The following is a 20840-nucleotide window of genomic DNA, read 5'->3' as shown; positions in this document are numbered from 1 at the left end:
CGTCTCGCCGTACTGGCGTACTGTCTTCGACGATGCGCCTTGCCCTGAGAATTTTGTGAGACGCTCTTGTTAGCGGTCCATCTGCCGGCGCAGCGCACGCAGGGCCGGCACCGGGCCGGTGACTTCGAGGGCATGGGCGCGCACGGTCACGGCGATTTCCTTGCCGCCGCGTGCGCGGTAACGCACGGCGCCCGGTGAGCGTTCGGCCGGCACATAGCCGAGGCGGCCCAGCGCATCGTCCAGCGTGACGACCAGGTGGCAGGCGTCGAAGCGGGTCGTCACCTGAAAGCGGCCCGGCATCATGGTCATCATCGGCAGCAGGCCGCCTGCCAGCACCGGCACCACGATGTAGGCCAGCGGCGCGCCCGGGTCCACCTGGCGGAGGCCGAACATCAGCGCCGACAGGCCCAGCGCCAGCGTCAGCGCCAGCCACATCAGGCGCTGCGGCGAACCCAGGGGAGAGGGGCGGCGCGCCTGTTCCGGGACGCGCTCTATATCGGAAAACGTCACGCTTTTCATGATGGCTCCTTGGCTGGCGATGCCGCGGGATAGCGGGCACATCCATCATTCTGATAATTCAGGACCGCGAGGAATTGATCTTCCTCAAGCGAGTCCTTGCCGAGAATGAAGTGTTTTCACTTGGGAAATTATTGGGCCAAAAATACCACTATCGGATGAAAAACGGCTGAGATTTGTGCGCAATCTAACAGTTGAGAGGTAAGCGTGAACTTATGCTGTTATCACGGATCGGTGTCAATACGCCGGCTCCCCGGATAGTAAGTCCCTAAGTACCGACAACTTACCTCAGGAACTATCATGAAACTGAAATCTCTCGTTTTAAGCGCCCTCATCGCGGGCGCGGCGTTCGCCTCCCAAGGCGCCGCCGCGCAGGCGATCGACCGCACCGTTCCGCTAGTGACAGTGGGCGACGGCGTGGGCGGCTTCAACGCGCATTTCGGCGATACCTTCGCGGCCTCGACCGTCGGCAGCAGCTTCAGCGACATCTTCACCTTCAGCATCGGTTCGCCCTTCGACGCTGCGGCTTCTGTCACTTCCTCCTACCTCAACACCCCGCAGACCAAGGACCTGCTGATCACGGGCTTCAGCCTGTACCGCTACGATCCGTCGACCATGACGATGCTGGGCACGGCCATCGCCGGCATCAACGAAACCGGCTTCGGCTCGCATCCGACCGATTCGTGGTCGCTGTCGGCCTATGACCTGGTCACCGGGTCTTACGCCCTGAAAGTGGACGGACGGGTGCTGGGCGCGGGCGGCGGGGCTTTCGGCGGCGACCTGGTCGTGTCGGCGGTGCCGGAACCGCAGACCTGGGGCATGCTGCTGGCCGGCCTGGGCCTGCTCGGCATGGCGAGCCGCCGCAAGCTGGTGCCGCGCAAGATCTGAACGGCGCGACGCGTCATGGATGTAAAAAAGCCACCCGGCGGGTGGCTTTTTCTTTTTGGCGACGACGATCGATCAACGCCGCTGGTACAGGCGGAAGCGCTCGTCACGGTCCGATGGGCGGCGGCCTTCCCACAGCAGGGTCCAGTCGCGCGGGCGGAAGTCTTCCAGCACCACTTCGCCGCCGCGCGGGCCGTCGCCGGTCTGGAGCACGCTCTGCCGGGCGGCATCGCTGCGTGCGCTTTCCGCGGTCTTCCTGAGGCTGTCCTGCAGCAGCAGGTAGCTGCACTTGCGGCCATCGAGGCCGGCGAAGGGCAGGTGGCCGAAGTAGGCGAAGGAAGCGCGCTGCGCCGGGCCGACATTGGTCTCGATGCAGTCGGCGCCGGCCGGCAGGCGCGCCGCGATCTGCTGGGCCACCGAGGCATAGCTGCGGGCGTAATTCAGGTCCGGCAGGAACAGGGTCATCAGCAGCACCCACAGGAGGATCAGGCCGCCGGACGACAGCACCACGGCGCGCCATAGCACCGAAGGCTGGCGCGACAGGCGCCAGTGCACCAGCACGAACCAGCCGGCGGTGGCAGCCGCCGCGACGATGAAGGCGACGATGCCGAATTCGGGATGGAAGCCAGGCACCAGCTTGAGCGCGTTCTTGGCGAACTGGGCCGGCCAGCCGGTCAGCTTGGCGATCCAGAACAGCCATACCAGGGCGCCCAACAGGGTCAGGACCATCACCGAGAACCAGTCGATGGCATTGATGGTGCCGCGCTTCATGGTCGGCAGGCCGAAGGCCGCCATCAGCGCCATCGGCGGCAGCAGCTTGAGCAGGTCGCCGTTTTCCGGCACCGGGTCGCACAGCACCAGCAGCACCAGCAGGCCGACGAAGCAGGTCGGCAGGATGATGTGCAGCATGCCGCGCTGGCGGCGCCAGGCCCAGGCGGCCCAGGCGGCGAAGGGCCAGGCCGGCCAGCAGAACCAGATGCCGACGCGGAAGAATGCCTTGATCGAGAACCAGGTCGGCATGCCCAGCTGGCTGGCGTTCCAGGCCAGCCATTCGCCCACCGGCGACTGGTTATAGGGATGGGCCAGCAGCGCGGGCAGGATCCAGACCAGCATCACCAGGAAGGCCGTGCCGGCGGCCACGCCCAGGTCGCGCAGCACGGGGCGCGGGGGCAGCTTCAGGAAGCGGGTGCACAGGAACAGCGCGCCCAGCAGCACGATGGGGGAGGCGAAGCCGCGCGTCAGCGCCAGCGCGCCCAGTACCAGGCCGGTCAGCGCCGCGTTGCGCCGGGAGGCGTCCTCGATATAGCGCACCGAGCGGTACAGGAACCAGGCCAGCAGCGAGCCCTGCAGGGTCACGGCCAGCGTCTCATGGCTCTGCAGCAGCAGGCCCAGGCAGCCCAGGTAGATCAGGACGGCAGTGTCGGCCAGGGTGCGGCCGTAGTCGTCGGGTTCGGGCTGGCCGCCGAAGGCCAGGCGCAGCGGCTGGGCTTCGGAGCGCCGGCCCAGGCGGAATGCGGTCTGCCACAGCGATACGGTGCCCAGCACGAAGATGCCGATGATCGACATGCGCGCCGCCAGCACGTCGCCCAGCAGCCAGCCGAACAGCTTGATGCACAGCGCGCCCAGCCAGAAGGCCAGCGGCCCTTCTTCGGGCGAGGGCAGGCCGGCGATGTTCGGCAGCAGCCAGTCGCTGAAGCTGCCGTGGGCCATGGTCCACATGATGCCGAAGCTGGCGGCATCGTCCTTCCACGGATCGCGGCCGATCAGGCCCGGCAGGATGTACAACAGGCCAAGTGCGTACAAGGCCCATCGTGGCAGCGCGAGGGTGGCGGCGGCGGGGAGGCGGACTGGTTTCATCGATAGTGTTGCGTGATTCGCTGGAATAATGTCGCGTAGTATAGCGGCAAAAAAAAAGGAAGCCCCAAGGCTTCCTTTCCTGAAAGCCAACAGGCTTCCGAGTGTTCGCTCGCCGGGGAATTAGCCGTTGGCGACGCTGGTCTTCGAGCCGACCGAACCGAACTTCTGGCGGAATTTCTCAACGCGGCCAGCGGTGTCGACGATCTTGTGCTTACCGGTGAAGAACGGGTGCGATTCAGCGCTCACCTCGATCTTGACCAGCGGGTATTGCTTACCTTCGAAATCGATGGTTTCGCGGGTGTTGATGGTCGAACGGGTGATGAATTTGAAATCGCAGGACAGGTCGTGGAAGACGACTTCGCGGTAATCCGGATGGGTATCGGTTTTCATGGTATTGCCTCGGTTAAATTGGTAGCCAAAAGGCACTTCGTCGGTCTTGCTGCTTCTTGACCCGATTGCCGATCACTTGCCACGGTGGTAAAGAACCGGAGATTATAGACGACCCGCCGCCGCGAGGCAACTTTGCCGCCACAGGAACGTGGTGCAGAAAACAAAAAGGCGGCCTTCCGGCCGCCTTGCGCATGCGATTGCAGCGTTGGCGCTTAACCGCCGCGACGCATCATGTCGAAGAACTCGACATTGTTCTTGGTCGCGCGCATCTTGTCGAGGATGAACTCCATCGCCTCGATCTCGTCCATCGAGTACAGCAGCTTGCGCAGGATCCAGATCTTCTGCAGCTGGTCCGGCTTGATCAGCAGCTCTTCGCGGCGGGTACCCGATTTGTTCAGGTTGATTGCCGGGTAGACGCGCTTCTCGGCCAGGCGGCGCTCCAGGTGCACCTCCATGTTGCCGGTACCCTTGAATTCTTCGTAGATCACGTCGTCCATGCGCGAGCCGGTTTCGATCAGCGCGGTGGCGACGATGGTCAGCGAGCCGCCTTCTTCGACGTTACGGGCGGCACCGAAGAAACGCTTCGGACGCTGCAGGGCGTTGGCGTCGACACCGCCGGTCAGCACCTTGCCCGAGGCCGGGATCACGGTGTTGTAGGCGCGCGCCAGGCGGGTGATCGAGTCCAGCAGGATCACGACGTCCTTCTTCATCTCGACCAGGCGCTTGGCCTTTTCCAGCACCATCTCGGCGACCTGCACGTGGCGGGTGGCCGGTTCGTCGAAGGTCGAGGCGACCACTTCGCCGCGCACCGAACGCTGCATCTCGGTCACTTCCTCGGGACGTTCGTCGATCAGCAGGACGATCAGGGTGACGTCCGGGTGGTTGGCGGTGATCGCGTGGGCGATGTGCTGCAGCATGACCGACTTGCCGGACTTCGGCGAGGCCACCAGCAGGCCGCGCTGGCCCTTGCCGATCGGCGAGATCAGGTCGACGATGCGGCCGGTGATGTTTTCGGCGCCGTTCATGTCGCGTTCGAGACGCAGCGGCACTTGCGGGTGCAGCGGGGTCAGGTTTTCGAACAGGATGCGGTGCTTCGAGGCTTCCGGCGATTCGCCGTTGACCTTGTCCACCTTCACCAGTGCGAAGTAACGCTCGCCATCCTTCGGCGTACGCACTTCCCCTTCGATCGAGTCACCCGTATGCAGGTTGAAGCGGCGGATCTGCGACGGCGAGATGTAGATGTCGTCGGTCGAGGCCATGTAGCTCGCATCCGGCGAACGCAGGAAGCCGAAGCCGTCCGGCAGCACCTCGAGGGCGCCGTCGCCGAAAATCTGCTCGCCTTGTTTCGCGCGCTTCTTGAGGATCGCGAACATCAGTTCTTGTTTGCGCAGGCGGGCTGCGTTGTCGATGTCCAGGCTGATCGCCATCTCCAGAAGGGCGGAGACGTGCATTGCCTTCAATTCAGATAAGTGCATGTGTCGGGTGTCCCGTGACGGGAAAGTAAAGGTAGGGGAGGGAACTACGTGGGTTACACAAGGGAAGATATCGAGGTCGACAACTTCCCGGGAATGGCGGCAACGCGGGCGCGCTGCCGCCGGCTATGGTATCAGATGTTGCTATCGATGAAAGCAGTCAGTTGGCCTTTTGCCATCGCGCCGACTTTCTGCGCGGCTGCAACGCCATTTTTGAACAGGATCAGGGTCGGGATGCCACGGATGCCGAACTTGGCCGGCACGGCCTGGTTCGCATCGACGTCCAGCTTCGCGATCTGGATCTTGCCGTCGTATTCCTTGGCGACTTCTTCCAGGATCGGGGCGATCATCTTGCAAGGACCGCACCACTCGGCCCAGAAGTCGACCAGGACCGGGCGCTCGGACTTCAGCACGTCGGTTTCGAAAGATGCATCGCTGATGTGTTTGATGTTTTCGCTCATGTTTTCCTCAGTGAGAGGTAGGTCAATTAACGCCTGCACGCACAATGGTGGAGACACTGTGTGCAATATTCAATAGTGGAAGAGCTGCAAGGAGGTGTCAGGCGGGGGTTAGCTGAAATAATAACCGATTTTCCTGAAACGTGTTCGCAAGCTTTGTACAAAATCTTAACACGTTAGCGCGACTCGCAAGTGCGCCCGGGATGCGATGCCGGTTTGACCGGGTTCCATTATCGCGGACGACAGTGTCGCGTGCACATTTATCGCCGGATTTATTTTACTGCGTGGTCCTTACTGCAAGCGATGTTCAGCCCACGCTGCCGGTGAATTTATACAGCTGTCCCGGATGCCACATGGTCGCCACCGTCGCCACCTTGCCCTGCGAGGTGGTGCGGCGGCGCAGCACCAGGCAGGCGGCCCCGGCGGCGATGGCCAGCATCTCGGCGACTTCGCGCGGCGCCGGCAGCGCCTCGATGCTATAGGTCGCATCCTGCAGGGGCGCGGCCGCCATCAGGTGTTCGTTCGGGGTGACGCGGGTGTAGTCCTGGTCCAGGTAGGCAGGGGCGCAGGCCGGGTTGACCCAGCGGTCCTCGATCTGGATCGGCTGGTCGTTTTCGTGGTGCACGATCACCGAGTGGAACAGCGGCGCGCCCGGCGCCAGCGAGAACTGCAGGGCCAGCGCCTCGCCGGCGGGGGCCTGCTCCAGCAGCAGCGGGCGGCTGCTGTGGGCGTGTCCGCGCGCGCGCACCTCGTCGGCGATATTGCGGATCTCGACCAGCGTGGCCTGGTATTTTTGCGGCGCGACGAAGGTGCCCGCGCCCTGGCGCCGCGTCAGCACCTGTTCCGCCGTGAGCTCGCGCACGGCGCGGTTGACGGTCATGCGCGAGACGCCGAACTGGCGCACCAGCGCCTGCTCGGACGGGACCAGGTCGCCTTCCTTCCAGCGCCCGGAGGCGATCTCGCCCATCAGGTAATCCTTGATGCGCTGAAAAATGGGCGTGGCGTCTTGCGCGAACTGTTCGTCCAAACTACTCTCCGGGTTCAGGAATGGCCTTATGTGACGCCACATTCTAGCATCGTGGATTTGAAAGCAAGACCCGGGATGACGGCGCCGGCGCCATGCCGATACGATGGCTGCATTCGACTCGTGGAGCATGGAGACTATCATGGACAAACCCGCTTTCAACACCGACGACGAACGCTGGGCCGCGGTACAGGCGCGCAGCCCGGAGGCAGACGGTATCTTCTATTACTCGGTGCGCACCACCGGCGTGTACTGCCAGCCCTCGTGTCCTTCGCGCGGTGCGAAGCGCATCAACGTCGCCTTTCATGCATCGCGCGACGCCGCCGAGGCGGCCGGCTTCCGGCCCTGCCTGCGCTGCAAGCCGGACCAGCCGCCGCTGGCCGAACGCCAGGCTGCCGCCGTGGCGCAGGCCTGCCGCTTGATCGATGCGGCGGCTGAGGAGCCAGATCTGGCCAGCCTTGCCGAGGCCTGCGGCATGAGCCGCTTCCACTTCCATCGCGTGTTCAAGGCGCATACCGGGATCACGCCCAAGGCCTATGCAGCCGCGCGGCGTGCGGAACGCCTGCAACAGGGACTCGTGCAGGCGCCGAGCGTGACGGCGGCCGCGTATGACGCCGGCTTCAATTCGAGCGGACGCTTTTATGCGGCGTCGTCCGGCGTGCTGGGCATGACGCCGGTGCGCTACCGTTCCGGTGGTGGCGGCGAAGTGATTCGCTTTGCGGTGGCCGCCTGCTCGCTGGGCGCCTTGCTGGTGGCGGCCACCGACAAGGGCATCTGCTCGATCCTGCTCGGCGACGATCCGGATGCGCTGGTGCGCGACCTGCAGGACCGCTTCCCGAAGGCCGAGCTGATCGGCGCCGAGCCTTCGTTTGAAGCCACGGTGGCGCAGGTGGTGGCCTTCGTCGAAGCGCCGCGTATCGGACTCGAGCTGCCGCTGGACCTGCGTGGCACTGCCTTCCAGCAGCGTGTCTGGCAGGCGCTGCGCGGCATCCCGGCCGGCCGCACCGTCGGGTATGCCGAACTGGCTGCGCAACTCGGCATGCCGCAGGGGGCGCGTGCCGTGGCCGGGGCCTGTGCGGCGAATCCGGTAGCGATCGCCGTGCCCTGTCATCGCGTGGTGCGCAACGATGGGTCGATCTCGGGTTATCGCTGGGGCGTGGAGCGCAAGCGCGCGCTGCTCGAAAGGGAGAGCAGCAAGTGAGCGGCATCGACTGGGACCGTGTGGGCGCCGAGCTGGATGCCTACGGCTGCGCAGTGCTGCCGGCCTTGCTGGACGCGGAGCAGTGCAGGGCCTATGCGGCCGCATATGCGCAGGAGGCCTTGTTTCGCAGCCGCGTCGTGATGGAGCGCCACGGCTTCGGGCGTGGCGAATACCGGTATTTCACTTATCCGCTGCCGCCCGATCTGGCGGCGCTGCGTGCTGCGCTCTACCCACCGTTGGCGCGCATCGCCAACCACTGGCAGGCGGCGCTCGGGCTGGAGGAACGCTATCCGGCGGAGCATGCGGACTATCTGGCGCGCTGCCACGCGGCCGGCCAGACCCGGCCGACCCCCTTGCTGCTGCAATACGGCGCCGGCGACTACAACTGCCTGCACCAGGACCTGTACGGCGAACACGTGTTTCCGCTGCAGGTGGCGGTGCTGCTCTCGCGTCCCTGGGACGATTTCAGCGGCGGCGAATTCGTCCTCACCGAACAGCGCCCGCGCATGCAGTCGCGTGCCGAGGTGGTGCCGCTGTTCCACGGCGACGCCGTCGTCTTCCCGGTCCACACGCGCCCGGTGAACGGCAGCCGCGGCGTCTACCGCGTCAACATGCGGCACGGCGTCAGCCGCGTGCGCAGCGGGCACCGGCATACGCTGGGCATCATCTTCCACGACGCCGCCTGAAAATTCGGGGTCAGAGCACTTTTCCTTCGAAATTCGGGGTCAGAGCACTTTTTCGGGCAAGTTCTTGTGCGCTACTCTCGGGCGACCGCGCCGGCCCAGGCCATCGGGCCGGCCATGTTTGCTGGAGATCTCGTCGACGAAAGCCTTGGGGCCGAGCGGCGCATTGCCATTGCTTGCGTGCCGGATCTGCGCAAGCAGCTGGTCCGATAGCGCTTCCCTGAACAGGTCGCGGTAGCTGGCTCGCCGTTCTCCCTCGTGTCTGCCGAGCCCCGTATAGATCAAGTGGGGCGTGACGAGCGCGTCTTCTGCGCCGAATGCATTCGCCTGGTAGCTCGACCACTTGTAGTGTCCGGGATCGCCGACCATACCTGCCCGCACAGGATTCAGTTCGATGTAGCGCTGGCAGATCAGCAGGTAGCGTTCATCCTCCACCAGGCAGGAGCGAAATCGCCCTTCCCACAAGGTTCCCGTGCGCGCGTGCCGGCGGTTGAAGTACTGGACATAGTGCTGGCCGAGGCGGCGCATCAGCACGCTTGGTCCCGTCGCGTTTCCCGATGACAGCAGCAAGTGCACATGATTGGTCATCAGTACGTAGGCATGCACCTGGCAAGCGGCCTCGGCGGCGTACTGGCGGGCAAGGGTGAGATACACCAGGTAATCGGTCTCGCAGGCGAAGCAGGGATTGCGGTTATTCCCGCGCTGGATGATGTGTAGGGGCACTGCGGGCAGTACCATTCGTGGACGTCGTGCCATGGGATCGAGCGATCATGAAAAAAGCATGACCATATCGAAGCCGGAACAGATGACAGTGGACCCGCCTCAATTGCGCGCGAGTCCTTGCCACAAAAAGTGCTCTGACCCCGAATTTCGATGAAAAAGTGCTCTGACCCCGAATTTGACCGTTGCGCAATTTTCTATACACTCTGCTTCTTTAAGAATACGGAGAGCCTCGCGATGCGTCTGAAACCCCTGCAGTCCGCCCTGTCCACTCTGATCGCCGCCGGTGCCATGGCGGCCGCCCACGCCGACACCGTGATCGACAACGCCAACGGCTACACGCTCAACGCCAAAGGGGACATCGTCCAGTTCGCATCGCTGGCCTTCGACGACAAGGGAAAAATCATCGCGGTGGGCGCCGCGAAGGATGTTGCGGCCAAGGCGCCGAACGCGAAGCACGTCGACCTGCAGGGCCGCACCGTGCTGCCTGGCCTGATCGACGCCCACGGCCACGTGTTCGGCCTGGGCGCGATGCTGACCCAGCTCGACCTGTCCACCTCGATCTCGCTGGACGGCGCCCTGAAGGCGATCGGCGATTATGCGCGCGCCAATCCGCAGCAGGCCTGGGTGCGCGGGCGCGGCTGGAACCAGGAGATCTGGAAGCTGGGCCGCTTCCCGACCGCGAAGGAACTCGATGGCGCAGTGGCGGACCGTCCGGTCTGGCTCGAGCGCGTCGACGGCCATGCCGGCTGGGCCAACAGCCGCGTGCTGGCGCTGGCCGGCATCACGAATTCGACCCCGGATCCGGTCGGCGGCAAGATCGTGCGCGATGCGAACGGCGTCGCCACCGGCGTGCTGGTCGACGCCGCCCAGCAGCTGGTCACGAAAGTGCTGCCGCACGAGACCGAGCAGGAAGGCCGCATGATGCTGGACCGCGCGCTGGAGAACATGGCCAGCGTCGGCCTGACCAGCGTGCACGATGCCGGCATCACCGTCGGCGAGGACAAGCTGTACCGCGACTATGCCGACCACAACAAGCTGACCGCCCGCATCTACGCGATGATCGGCGGTACCGGCCCGGATTTTGACCAGTTGGCAAAAAATGGCCCGCTCCTCAGCTATGGCCAGGACATGTACGCGCTGCGCGCAGTAAAACTGTATGCCGACGGCGCCCTCGGCAGCCGCGGCGCGGCGCTGCTGGCGCCCTACAGCGACGATCCGCACTCGCACGGCCTGCTGTTCCACACGAACAAGGAGATCGACGCGATGATCACCAAGGCCATCAAGAAGGGCTACCAGGTGAACGTGCACGCGATCGGCGACGCCGGCAACAAGCAGATCCTCGACACCTTCGCCAAGGAGATCCCGGCGAACAAGGCCGCAGACAAGCGCCACCGCATCGAACACGCCCAGGTGGTGACCCCGAGCGACATCCCGCGTTTTAAAAGCATCGGCATCATCCCGTCGATGCAGCCGACCCACGCGACCTCGGACAAGAATATGGCCGAGACCCGCATCGGCGCGGACCGCATGAAGGGCGCCTACGCCTGGCGCAGCTTCCTGCACCAGGGTTCGCGCATCGCCTGCGGTTCCGACTTCCCGGTCGAGGCGCCGAATCCTTTCTTCGGCATCCACGCCGCCGTCACCCGCCAGGACAAGGACGGCGCGCCGATCGCCGGCTGGTATCCGGAGCAGGAGATGTCGCTCAAGGAAGCCTTCCGCTGCTTCACGCTTGATGCAGCGTATGCCGGCCATCAGGAAAAGACGCTAGGCTCGCTCGAGGCCGGTAAATACGCCGACTTCATCGTCATCGACCGCGATCTGTTCAAGATGTCGCCGTATGACATCTACAAGACCACCGTGCTGGAAACCTGGGTCGGCGGACGCCAGGTCTACCAGAAGAAGTAAAAAGAGAGGGGTTGACTAGGTTGTATAGACAACTTAGACTTTCTTGACATTCCCAGGAGCCTGCCATGACCAACGCTTCGCCGATGCAAGACCCCCGCTTCGATCCGACCCGAGTTATTCGCGCCCCGCGCGGCAGCCAGCTGCAATGCAAGAGCTGGCTGACCGAAGCGGCCTTCCGCATGCTGCAGAACAACTTGGATGCCGAGGTGGCGGAAAATCCGCAGAGCCTCGTCGTCTACGGCGGCATCGGCCGCGCCGCGCGCGACTGGGCCTGTTTCGACCAGATCCTCGCCTCGCTGCGCGAGCTCGAGGACGATCAGACTTTACTCATCCAGTCCGGCAAGCCGGTCGGCGTGTTCCAGACCCATCCCGATGCGCCGCGCGTGCTGCTCGCGAACTCGAACCTGGTGCCGAAGTGGGCCAACTGGGAGCACTTCAACGAGCTCGATCGCAAGGGCCTGTTCATGTACGGCCAGATGACGGCCGGCAGCTGGATCTACATCGGCACCCAGGGCATCGTGCAGGGCACCTACGAGACCTTTGCGGAAGCAGGGCGCCAGCATTTCGGCGGCGACATGGCCGGCCGCTGGATCCTCACCGCGGGCCTGGGCGGCATGGGCGGCGCGCAGCCGCTGGCCGCCACCTTCGCCGGCGCAGTCTCGCTGACCGTCGAGTGCCAGCAGAGCAGCATCGACTTCCGCCTGCGCACCCGCTACCTGGACAAGCAGGCGCACAGCATCGATGAAGCGCTGGAGATGATCCGCCAGCACAAGCAAAACAGGGACGCCATCTCGATCGGCCTGCTCGGCAACGCCGCCGACGTGCTGCCGGAACTGGTGCGCCGTGCAAAGGAAACAGGCCTGATCCCCGATCTGGTCACCGACCAGACCTCGGCCCACGACCTGATCAACGGCTACCTGCCGCGCGGCTGGACCGTCGAGCAGTGGAAGGCCGCGCAGCAGGATCCGGCCCAGCACGCACGCCTGAAACACGAAGCGGCACAATCCGCAGCCGTCCACGTGCAGGCCATCCTCGATTTCCAGGCAATGGGCGCCAAGGCCGTCGACTACGGCAACAACATCCGCCAGGTCGCGCTCGACGAAGGCGTCAGCAATGCCTTCGACTTCCCGGGCTTCGTGCCGGCCTATATCCGTCCGCAGTTCTGCGAAGGCCGCGGTCCCTTCCGTTGGGTCGCGCTGTCCGGCGATCCGGAAGACATCTATAAAACCGACGCCAAGATCAAGGAGCTGTTCCCGCAGCACGCGCGGGTGCACCGCTGGCTGGACATGGCGCGCGAGCGCATCGCCTTCCAGGGCCTGCCGGCGCGCATCTGCTGGCTGGGCCTGGGCGAGCGCCACATCGCCGGCCTGGCCTTCAACGAAATGGTCCGCAGCGGCGAACTGAAAGCGCCGATCGTGATAGGCCGCGACCACCTCGACACCGGTTCCGTCGCCAGCCCGAACCGCGAAACCGAAGCCATGCGCGACGGCACCGACGCCGTCTCCGACTGGCCGCTGCTGAACGCCATGCTGAACACGGCCGGCGGCGCGACCTGGGTCTCGCTGCACCACGGCGGCGGGGTCGGCATGGGCTACTCGCAGCATTCCGGCGTGGTCATCGTTGCCGACGGCACCGAGGCCGCCGATAAACGCCTGGCCCGCGTGCTGGTGAACGACTGCGCCTCCGGCGTGATGCGCCATGCCGACGCCGGCTACGAACTCGCGATCGAAGCCGCCAAGCGCTTCGGCCTGAAACTCCCCATGATCAAATAAGCACCATGAACCACCTGACTCTCGTACCCGGCTCTCTCACCCTGAACGACCTGCGCACCGTCTGGCAATCCACCGGACGCCTGACCCTCGCAGCGGAAGCCTACGCCGACATCGAAGCCTCGGCCGCCACTGTGCAAGCCATCGTCGCCAAGGGCGATCCGGCCTACGGCATCAACACCGGCTTCGGCATCCTGGCCAAGCGCCACATCCCGCAAGCCCAGCTCGAACAGCTGCAGCAGAACCTGATCCTGTCGCACGCGGTCGGCACCGGCGAGCTGCTGCCGGACCACATCGTGCGGCTGATCCTGCTGACCAAGATCGGCAGCCTGGCGCGCGGCTATTCCGGCGTGCGCCCGCTGATCGTCGACACGCTCATCGCCCTGTACAACGCCGGCATCATGCCTGCCATCCCCTCGCAGGGTTCGGTGGGCGCCTCCGGCGACCTGGCGCCGCTGGCCCACATGACCCTGGCCATGCTGGGCGTCGGCCAGGTGCGCATGAAGGGCGAATTGATGGACGCCAGCGCCGCGCTGGAAGCAGCCGGCATCGAGCCGGTGGTGCTGGCGGCGAAGGAGGGCCTGGCGCTGATCAACGGCACCCAGGTGTCGACCGCGCTGGCCCTGCACGGCCTGTTCATGGCCGAGCGCCTGCTGGAAGGCGCGATGGTGACCGGCGCGCTGTCGCTGGACGCCGCACGCGGCAGCGACGCGCCCTTCGACCCGCGCATCCACATGGTGCGCGGCCAGCCCGGCCAGATCCTGGCGGCGCAGATCTACCGCGAGCTGGTGGCCGGCAGCGCGATCCGCGCTTCCCACTTGGTCGGCGACGAGCGCGTGCAGGATCCCTACAGCCTGCGCTGCCAGCCGCAGGTGATGGGCGCCGTGATGGACTTGATTGCGAATGCCGGCCGCACCCTGCTGATCGAATCGAATGCCGTCACCGACAATCCGCTGATCTTCCCGGACGCGTATGCCGCCGGCGGCGCCATGATTGTTTCCGGTGGTAATTTCCACGCTGAACCGGTCGCCTTCGCGGCCGACACCCTGGCCCTGGCCATCGCCGAGATCGGCGCCCTGGCCGAGCGCCGCATCGCGCTGCTGATCGACTCCACCCTGTCCGGGCTGCCGCCCTTCCTGGTGAAGGAGCCGGGCGTGAATTCCGGCTTCATGATCGCCCACGTGACCGCGGCGGCGCTGGCCTCAGAGAATAAATCGCTGGCGCATCCGGCCAGCGTCGACAGCCTGCCGACCTCGGCCAACCAGGAAGACCATGTCAGCATGGCCACCTTCGCGGCGCGCCGTCTCGACCAGATGGCGCACAATACGGGTGTCATCGTCGGCATCGAACTGCTGGCTGCGGCGCAGGGCATCGAATTCCACCGCCCGCTCACCAGCTCGGACCACCTGGAGCACGTGCACGCCCAGCTGCGCGGCCGCGTGGCGGCCTTCGACGAAGACCGCTTCTTCGCGCCGGACATCGAGGCGGCGAAGCGGATGGTGATGCAGGGCGAGCTGTCCGCCACGTGCCGGGAGCTGTTCGCCGCGCTGCATCCCTAATTTCTCGCATGGGAGACATGATGGATTTCAGGTTCGAGGCGGGCAAGCTGCCGCTGCTGGTATCGATGCCCCACGTGGGCACCGACATTCCCGACGACGTGGCCGCACGCCTGATGCCCTGCGCGGCGGCGCGCGCCGACACCGACTGGCACCTGACAGAGCTGTACGGCTTCGCCCGCGAGATGGGCGCCTCGGTGCTGTCGGCGCGCTGGTCGCGCTACCTGATCGACCTGAACCGGCCTCCCGAGAACACCAACCTGTACCCCGGCCAGGACACGACCGGCCTGTGCCCCGTCGATACCTTCGGGCGCGAGCGCCTGTACCGGGAAGGCATGGAGCCGGACGATGCCGAGGTCCAGCGCCGGCTCGATCTTTACTGGCGCCCCTACCACAACCAGCTGCGCGCGGAACTCGACCGCCTGCTGGCCCTGCACGGCAAGGTGGTGCTGTGGGATGCGCACTCGATCGCATCGCAGGTGCCGCGCTTCTTCGAAGGCCGCCTGCCGGACCTGAACTTCGGCACCGCCGACGGCAAGTCCTGCTCGCAAGGGCTGGAAGGCGCCTTGATCAAGCTGGTGGACAGCCAGGACCAGTTCTCCTTCGTCTTCAACGGCCGCTTCAAGGGCGGCCACATCACGCGCTTCTACGGCAATCCGGCCGGCGGCGTGCACGCGATCCAGCTCGAGATGGCGCAGTGCCTGTACATGAACGAGGCGGCGCCCTTCGAGTACCGTCCCGACCTGGCGGGCCAGGTGCAGCCGCTGCTGCGCGAGCTGCTGGGCGCGGCGGTGGAGTGGGTGCGCACATGAAGGCGCTGTTTGCGCGCCACGCGCTGCTGCCGGAAGGCTGGCGCGACGACGTGCTGCTGGAATGGGACGAGCAGGGTGACCTGAGGTCGGTCCGGGCTGGCGCCGAAGTACCTGCCGGCGCCGAGCAGGCCGACTACGTCCTGCCCGGCATGACCAACCTGCACTCGCACGCCTTCCAGCGCGCCATGGCCGGCCTGGCCGAACAGGCCGGCGAAACCAAGGATAGCTTCTGGACCTGGCGCGAGCTGATGTACCGCTTTGCCGGCCGCATCACGCCGGAACAGATGGAGGCGGTGGCCACCCAGCTCCATGTGGAATGCCTGCGCCACGGCTACACCGGTATCTGCGAGTTCCACTACGTGCAGCGCGACCCGGACGGCGAGCTGTATGCCAACCCGGCCGAGACCGCGCTGCGGATCGCGCAGGCGGCGCGCCAGTCCGGCATCGGCCTGACCCTGCTGCCGGTCATGTATAGCTACGCTGGCTTCGGCGAGCAGCCCTTGAAACCGGCGCAGCGGCGCTTCCGTACCGATCCGGAGCTGGTGCTGCGCATCGTCGATAAATTGGAAGCCTTGCGCGGGCCGCAGCTGGAAGTGGGCGCGGCGCCGCACTCGCTGCGGGCGGCGTCCGGCAGCCAGCTGCGCGAGCTGATGGCGGGCATGCCGGCCGGGCGCCCGCTGCACATCCACATCGCCGAGCAGCAGCTCGAGGTGCAGCAGTGCCTCGAAGCCACCGGTTCCCGTCCGGTCGACTGGCTGATGAACCAGGTCGAGGTCGACCCGCGCTGGTGCCTGGTGCACGCGACCCACCTGTCCGAAACCGAGACCGCCGCGCTGGCGGCCAGCGGCGCCGTCGCCGGCCTGTGTCCGACCACCGAGGCCAACCTGGGCGACGGCCTGTTCCCGCTAGCGCCCTATATCGCCGCCGGCGGCGTCCTCGGGATCGGCAGCGACAGCCACGTCTCCCAGAGTCCGGTGGAAGAGCTGCGCTGGCTCGAATATGGCCAGCGCCTGGCGCAGCAGCAGCGTAATATCGCCGTCGATGAGGATTGCCGCGACGTCGGCACCTGGCTATGGCGCCAGGCCCTGCGCGGCGGCGCCCAGGCCTCGGGACGCGCGGTCGGCAGCCTGGCGGCAGGACGGCGCGCGGACCTGCTGGTGCTGGACAGCGCCCATCCGAATCTCGATGGCGTAGACTCGCATGAGGTGCTCGGCCGCTTCCTGTTCTGCGGTAACGACAACCTGGTGCGCGACGTGCTGGTGGGCGGCCGCTGGGTGGTGCGCGGCGGACGCCATGTCGACCAGGATGCGATCGCACGGCGATATACTGCTGCCGTGCGCGCGCTGCGCGAGATCTAATCGGTAATCGCTGAGGTGACCCCATGACGATGCTCATCCCCTATGCCGGCCTGAGCCCGGTGCCCTGGAAGAACGGTGGCGGCAGCACGACGCAGATGGCGGTGTTCCCGCCAGACGCCGACTTCGAGGAGTTCGACTGGCGCGTCAGCCTGGCGACCATCGCCGAGGATGGCGCCTTTTCCGAATTCCCGGGCATCGAGCGCACCTTGGCGCTGGTCGACGGCCACGGCATGACGCTCGAGATCGACGGCGAGGCCATGCTGCTGTCGAAGGCGGACCCGGTGGCCATCTTCGACGGCGAATCGCGCGTGGTGGCCAAGCTGAATCGCGGCCCCAGCACCGACTTCAACGTGATGACCCGCCTCGACCGCTGCTACCACCAGTTCGGCCGGCGCATGCTCAGCGGCGAGTCGCGCTTCGTCGCGCGCGCGCCCGTCACCGTGCTGTTCCTGGCCGAAGGCGACAGCCTGGAACTCTGCAGCGACGAACAGCGCATCAACATGGTCCGCTACGACGCCGTGCTGCTCGACCAGGGCACGACCTGGACCCTGCAGGCGGGGCAGGGGATGATCTTCATCGCCGACATCCATTACTACGACAGCGAGGAAGACCTCGACGAAGACGACGGCCACTATGAGTGAGCCGGCCGATCTCCTGTTCGTCAACGCGCGCCTGGCCACGATGGCGGACGGCGGCTACGGCATCGTCGACGACGGTGCGGTGGCGGTGCGCGATGGTCATGTCAGCTGGGCCGGACCGCGCAGCGAGGCGCCGGCGGCCGCGCGCGAACACGATTGCGGCGGCCTGTGGCTCACCCCCGGCCTGGTCGACTGCCATACCCACATCGTCCACGCCGGCAACCGCAGCGACGAGTGGGAAGCGCGCCTGAACGGCGCCAGCTACGAAGACATCGCGCGCCAGGGCGGCGGCATCATGTCGACCGTGCGCGCCACCCGCGCCGCCAGCGAGGACGAGCTGCTGCGCCAAAGTGCGCCGCGCATCCAGGCCTTGTTGACCGAGGGCGTGACGACCCTGGAGATCAAGTCCGGCTACGGCCTCGATCTGGAATCCGAAGCGAAGATGCTGCGGGTGGCGCGCCGCGTGGGCCAGCTGCTGCCGGTGAACGTGGCCACCACCTTCCTCGGTGCGCACGCGCTGCCGCCGGAATTCGCGGGCCGCGCCGACGAGTACATCGTCGAGGTCAGCGAGCGCATGCTGCCCGCGCTGGCGAAAGAGGGATTGGTGGATGCCGTCGACGCCTTCTGCGAGCGCATCGGTTTTACGCATGCGCAGACAGCGCAGGTATTCGAGGCGGCGCGTCAATTCCAGCTGCCGGTCAAGCTGCACGCCGAGCAGCTGTCCGACCAGGACGGCGCGGCGTTGGTGGCGGAATACGGCGGGCTGTCGGCCGACCACCTGGAATACCTGTCGCCGCGCGGCGCCGAGGCGATGGCGCGCGCCGGCACGGTGGCGGTGCTGCTGCCCGGCGCCTACTACTTCCTGCGCGAGACCGTCATGCCGCCCCTGGCGCTGCTGCGCGAGGCCGGCGTGCCGCTGGCTGTCGCCACCGACTGCAATCCCGGCACCTCGCCCATGACTTCCCTGCTGCTGGCGATGAACATGGCCTGCACGATGTGGCGCATGACGCCGCTGGAAGCCCTGCGCGGCTGCACCGTCAATGCGGCGCGTGCGCTGGGCCGCAGCGACATCGGCAGCCTCGAAGCGGGCAAGCGCGCCGACTTCGCGCTGTGGGACATCGCCCGTCCGGCCGACATGGCGTATGCGATCGGCGCGAATCCGTGCCGTATGGTCGTGAACGGCGGCATGCCGCGCGATCCACGGGTCTGAACGCCAAACAAAATCCCATGGCGGCGTTGCATCGTCTCGCCGTACTAACGTACTGTCTTCGACGATGCGCCTTGCCCTGGGGTTTTGTTTGACGCTCAGGCCTGCCGGCCTGAACCCGGCTATCATGTGCGTGGCCGGCGGCCCATCCGCCGGCGTCACGACATGGGGACGTATGCGAAGCTTTGCCTTGCTGGTGCTGGTGTGGATCGCCTGCTGCGTGCCGGGCATGGCCTCGGCTGACGAGGTGCTGAAGGTCGGCTCCAAGCGTTTCACGGAATCCTATATCCTCGGCGAGATCCTCACGCAGACCGCCGCCCCCGTGGCGAAGTCCGAGCACCGCCAGGGCCTGGGCAATACCGCCATCGTGCTGAATGCACTGCAATCCGGCGCGATCGACGTGTATCCGGAATACCTCGGCACCATCGATCTCGAGATCCTCAAGAATCCCAAACCTACTTCGCTGGAAGCCATGCGCGAGGCGCTGCGCCCGCTCGGCCTGGGCGTCGGCGTGCCGCTGGGCTTTTCGAACGGCTACGCGCTGGCCACGCGCGGCGATGCCGGCATCACGACCCTGTCCGAACTGGCGAGCAAGCCCGCATTCAAGCTGGGTCTGTCGCACGAATTCATCGGCCGCGGCGACGGCTGGCCGGGACTGGCGGCCCGCTACGGCTTGCCGCAGACGCCGCGCGGCATCGACCACGGCATCGCCTATGAGGCCCTGCAGCAGCGGCAGGTGGACGTCATCGACATCTACTCGACCGATGCCAAGATCCGCCAGTACGGTCTGCGCGTGCTCGACGACGACAAGGCCTACTTCCCGCGCTACGACGCCGTGCTGCTGTACCGGCTCGACTTGCCGCAGCGCGCCCCGCAGGCCTGGGGCGCGCTGCAGGGGATGGAAGGGCGGATCGGTAGCGATGCGATGATTGCGATGAATGCGCAGGCGGAGCTGGATCGCAAGCCGTTTGCGGAGATTGCCCACGATTGGCTCGCCGGCAGCGCCCAACCGGCGAAGAAAGCACGACGCGACGGCCTGCTGGCCAAAACCTTCGGCAACGGCTTCGCCCAACTGGCGCAACAGCATCTGCTGCTGGTCGTCACCGCGGTGCTGCTGGGCTGCCTGGCCGGCGTTCCGCTGGGCGTACTGGCGGCCCTGGCGCCGCGCCTACGCCAGCCTGTGCTGGCGGTGGCGGGCACCCTGCAGACCGTGCCATCGCTGGCCCTGCTGGCGATCCTGATCCCGCTGCTGGGCCGTATCGGCATGATCCCGGCGCTGGTGGCCCTGTGCGCCTATGCCTTGTTGCCCATCGTGCGCAATACCTGTACCGGACTGCTGCAGGTGCCGGCCGGGCTGCGCAACGCCGCGCTGGCGCTGGGCCTGAGCCGCGGCCAGGCGCTGCTGAAGGTCGAGCTGCCGCTGGCGGCGCCGGTGATCCTGGCCGGGGTAAAAACCGCCGCCGTGATGAGCGTGGGGACGGCGACGATCGCCGCCTTCATTGGCGCCGGCGGCTTCGGCGAACGCATCACCACCGGGCTGGCGCTGAACGACAACGACATGCTCCTGGCGGGAGCGATTCCCGCGGCGCTGCTGGCCTTGCTGACGCAGGCGGGATTCGAGGTGGCGGAACGGCTGCTGGCGCGGCGCCGGGCCTGACAGCGCCTTTCGCTTGCGGGGCGGCCTGTATCGCCGCTGTAGCAGTCGTTCGACTGATACAGCATGTGCTTGCAGGCGGCAGCTTGTGCCTTGTCCCTGCCGCGCCGCGCTTCTAGACTAGGGCCTTCTCCACGCTCAGACTGCTTACCATGACCGAACTGCTTCCCCTGATGAGCTATTGCTTTGTGATGTCCGTGACGCCCGGACCGAACAACGTCATGCTTGCCACCACCGGCGCCAGTTTCGGCTATCGTGGCGCGCTGCCGGTGATCCTCGGCATCCAGGTCGGCATCTTTGTGCAGACCATGCTCATGTGCCTGGGCAGCGTGTTCGTCGCGTACCCGATGGCGCATCAGGTACTGCGGATCGCGGGCGCGCTGTACCTGATGTTTTTGGCCTGGAAGCTTGCCGGCGCCTCGGTGGCGGGAACCAGCGCATCGAAGGCCGTTTCCTTTACGCAGGCGGCGCTGTTTCAGGCGCTGAACCCCAAGAGCTGGCTCAAGGCGATCACCATGGCATCGGTCTTCATGCCTTCGCAGAGCAACATGCTCGCCAACGCGCTGCTGGTGTCCTTGATCGGCACCGTGGTGGGCATGCCGTGCAACGTCTTGTGGGCGCTGTTCGGCGTCTCGATCCGCAGTGTGCTGAAAGCGTCCCGCAGCCGGCGCATATTCAATCTGACGATGGGGGGCACCCTGATGGTCCTCGCTGTGGTGTGTTTGCGCTAGA

General features: G+C 66.0%; 19 protein-coding genes. 12 read left to right on the top strand and 7 right to left on the bottom strand.

Annotation, left to right across the window (positions count from 1 at the left end; genetic code table 11):
• Window positions 1-69: 69 nt before the first annotated feature.
• Window positions 70-519 carry a hypothetical protein gene (locus AC07PE_RS06785; protein ID WP_498762631.1) on the bottom strand — a complete coding sequence of 150 codons (450 nt, stop codon included), beginning with the start codon at window positions 517-519 and terminating at the stop codon, window positions 70-72.
• A 297-nt stretch (window positions 520-816) separates the two neighbouring features.
• On the opposite strand from AC07PE_RS06785, the gene AC07PE_RS06780 reads away from it, so the two are divergent.
• Window positions 817-1404 carry an FxDxF family PEP-CTERM protein gene (locus AC07PE_RS06780; protein ID WP_498762630.1) on the top strand — a complete coding sequence of 196 codons (588 nt, stop codon included), beginning with the start codon at window positions 817-819 and terminating at the stop codon, window positions 1402-1404.
• 72 nt (window positions 1405-1476) lie between these two features.
• Here AC07PE_RS06780 and AC07PE_RS06775 read toward each other — a convergent pair whose 3' ends face one another.
• The 5 genes from AC07PE_RS06775 to hutC form a co-directional block, all read right to left on the bottom strand.
• Window positions 1477-3258 (bottom strand): ArnT family glycosyltransferase, encoded by a 1782-nt coding sequence (locus tag AC07PE_RS06775; protein WP_498762629.1) that lies wholly within the window; start codon window positions 3256-3258, stop codon window positions 1477-1479.
• A gap of 120 nt (window positions 3259-3378) precedes the next feature.
• Entirely contained in the window at window positions 3379-3648 is a 270-nt protein-coding gene (locus AC07PE_RS06770) for a type B 50S ribosomal protein L31 (protein WP_036170319.1), read from the bottom strand.
• Between the two features lie 212 nt (window positions 3649-3860).
• On the bottom strand, window positions 3861-5123 hold the full coding sequence (gene rho, locus AC07PE_RS06765) for a transcription termination factor Rho (protein WP_047821459.1): 1263 nt from the start codon (window positions 5121-5123) through the stop codon (window positions 3861-3863).
• A 131-nt stretch (window positions 5124-5254) separates the two neighbouring features.
• Window positions 5255-5581 carry a thioredoxin TrxA gene (gene trxA / locus AC07PE_RS06760; protein ID WP_498762628.1) on the bottom strand — a complete coding sequence of 109 codons (327 nt, stop codon included), beginning with the start codon at window positions 5579-5581 and terminating at the stop codon, window positions 5255-5257.
• Between the two features lie 304 nt (window positions 5582-5885).
• Window positions 5886-6605, bottom strand: coding sequence for a histidine utilization transcriptional repressor HutC (gene hutC, locus AC07PE_RS06755; protein WP_498762627.1), 720 nt, complete (start codon window positions 6603-6605; stop codon window positions 5886-5888).
• Between the two features lie 139 nt (window positions 6606-6744).
• Here hutC and ada point away from each other — a divergent pair, with 139 nt between their 5' ends.
• Together ada and AC07PE_RS06745 are read left to right on the top strand one after the other, a co-directional pair.
• Window positions 6745-7803 carry a bifunctional DNA-binding transcriptional regulator/O6-methylguanine-DNA methyltransferase Ada gene (gene ada, locus AC07PE_RS06750; protein ID WP_498762626.1) on the top strand — a complete coding sequence of 353 codons (1059 nt, stop codon included), beginning with the start codon at window positions 6745-6747 and terminating at the stop codon, window positions 7801-7803.
• On the top strand, window positions 7752-8489 hold the full coding sequence (locus AC07PE_RS06745) for a 2OG-Fe(II) oxygenase (protein WP_498763001.1): 738 nt from the start codon (window positions 7752-7754) through the stop codon (window positions 8487-8489). The genes ada and AC07PE_RS06745 overlap by 52 nt, the downstream gene beginning before the upstream one ends.
• Before the next feature lie 39 nt (window positions 8490-8528).
• Here AC07PE_RS06745 and AC07PE_RS06740 read toward each other — a convergent pair whose 3' ends face one another.
• Window positions 8529-9224: a transposase gene (locus AC07PE_RS06740; protein WP_498762625.1), complete on the bottom strand. Its 696-nt coding sequence runs from the start codon at window positions 9222-9224 to the stop codon at window positions 8529-8531.
• Window positions 9225-9443: 219 nt separating this feature from the next.
• Here AC07PE_RS06740 and AC07PE_RS06735 point away from each other — a divergent pair, with 219 nt between their 5' ends.
• The 9 genes from AC07PE_RS06735 to AC07PE_RS06695 all read left to right on the top strand — a co-directional run bounded on the left by AC07PE_RS06735 (window position 9444) and on the right by AC07PE_RS06695 (window position 20839).
• Window positions 9444-11114 carry an amidohydrolase gene (locus AC07PE_RS06735; protein WP_498762624.1) on the top strand — a complete coding sequence of 557 codons (1671 nt, stop codon included), beginning with the start codon at window positions 9444-9446 and terminating at the stop codon, window positions 11112-11114.
• Between the two features lie 65 nt (window positions 11115-11179).
• Window positions 11180-12886, top strand: a complete 1707-nt coding sequence (gene hutU, locus AC07PE_RS06730; protein ID WP_498762623.1) for a urocanate hydratase — start codon at window positions 11180-11182, stop codon at window positions 12884-12886.
• A gap of 5 nt (window positions 12887-12891) precedes the next feature.
• Entirely contained in the window at window positions 12892-14442 is a 1551-nt protein-coding gene (gene hutH / locus AC07PE_RS06725; RefSeq protein WP_498762622.1) for a histidine ammonia-lyase, read from the top strand.
• Between the two features lie 20 nt (window positions 14443-14462).
• Window positions 14463-15251, top strand: a complete 789-nt coding sequence (hutG, locus tag AC07PE_RS06720; RefSeq protein WP_498762621.1) for an N-formylglutamate deformylase — start codon at window positions 14463-14465, stop codon at window positions 15249-15251.
• Window positions 15248-16609, top strand: a complete 1362-nt coding sequence (locus AC07PE_RS06715; protein ID WP_498762620.1) for a formimidoylglutamate deiminase — start codon at window positions 15248-15250, stop codon at window positions 16607-16609. Before hutG ends, AC07PE_RS06715 begins: the two co-directional genes overlap by 4 nt.
• A gap of 23 nt (window positions 16610-16632) precedes the next feature.
• Window positions 16633-17250 (top strand): HutD/Ves family protein, encoded by a 618-nt coding sequence (locus AC07PE_RS06710; protein ID WP_498762619.1) that lies wholly within the window; start codon window positions 16633-16635, stop codon window positions 17248-17250.
• Entirely contained in the window at window positions 17243-18457 is a 1215-nt protein-coding gene (hutI, locus tag AC07PE_RS06705) for an imidazolonepropionase (protein ID WP_498762618.1), read from the top strand. Before AC07PE_RS06710 ends, hutI begins: the two co-directional genes overlap by 8 nt.
• A 172-nt stretch (window positions 18458-18629) precedes the next feature.
• On the top strand, window positions 18630-20111 hold the full coding sequence (locus AC07PE_RS06700; protein WP_498762617.1) for a glycine betaine ABC transporter substrate-binding protein: 1482 nt from the start codon (window positions 18630-18632) through the stop codon (window positions 20109-20111).
• Between the two features lie 149 nt (window positions 20112-20260).
• The gene (locus AC07PE_RS06695; protein WP_498762616.1) at window positions 20261-20839 is read left to right on the top strand and encodes a LysE family translocator; all 579 of its coding nucleotides are present in this window, start codon (window positions 20261-20263) and stop codon (window positions 20837-20839) included.
• Window position 20840 lies beyond the last annotated feature (1 nt).

The sequence above is a fragment of the Telluria sp. GW821-FHT07G12 genome (genome assembly GCF_059418525.1).
This window is presented reverse-complemented; position numbering and strand designations above follow the sequence as displayed.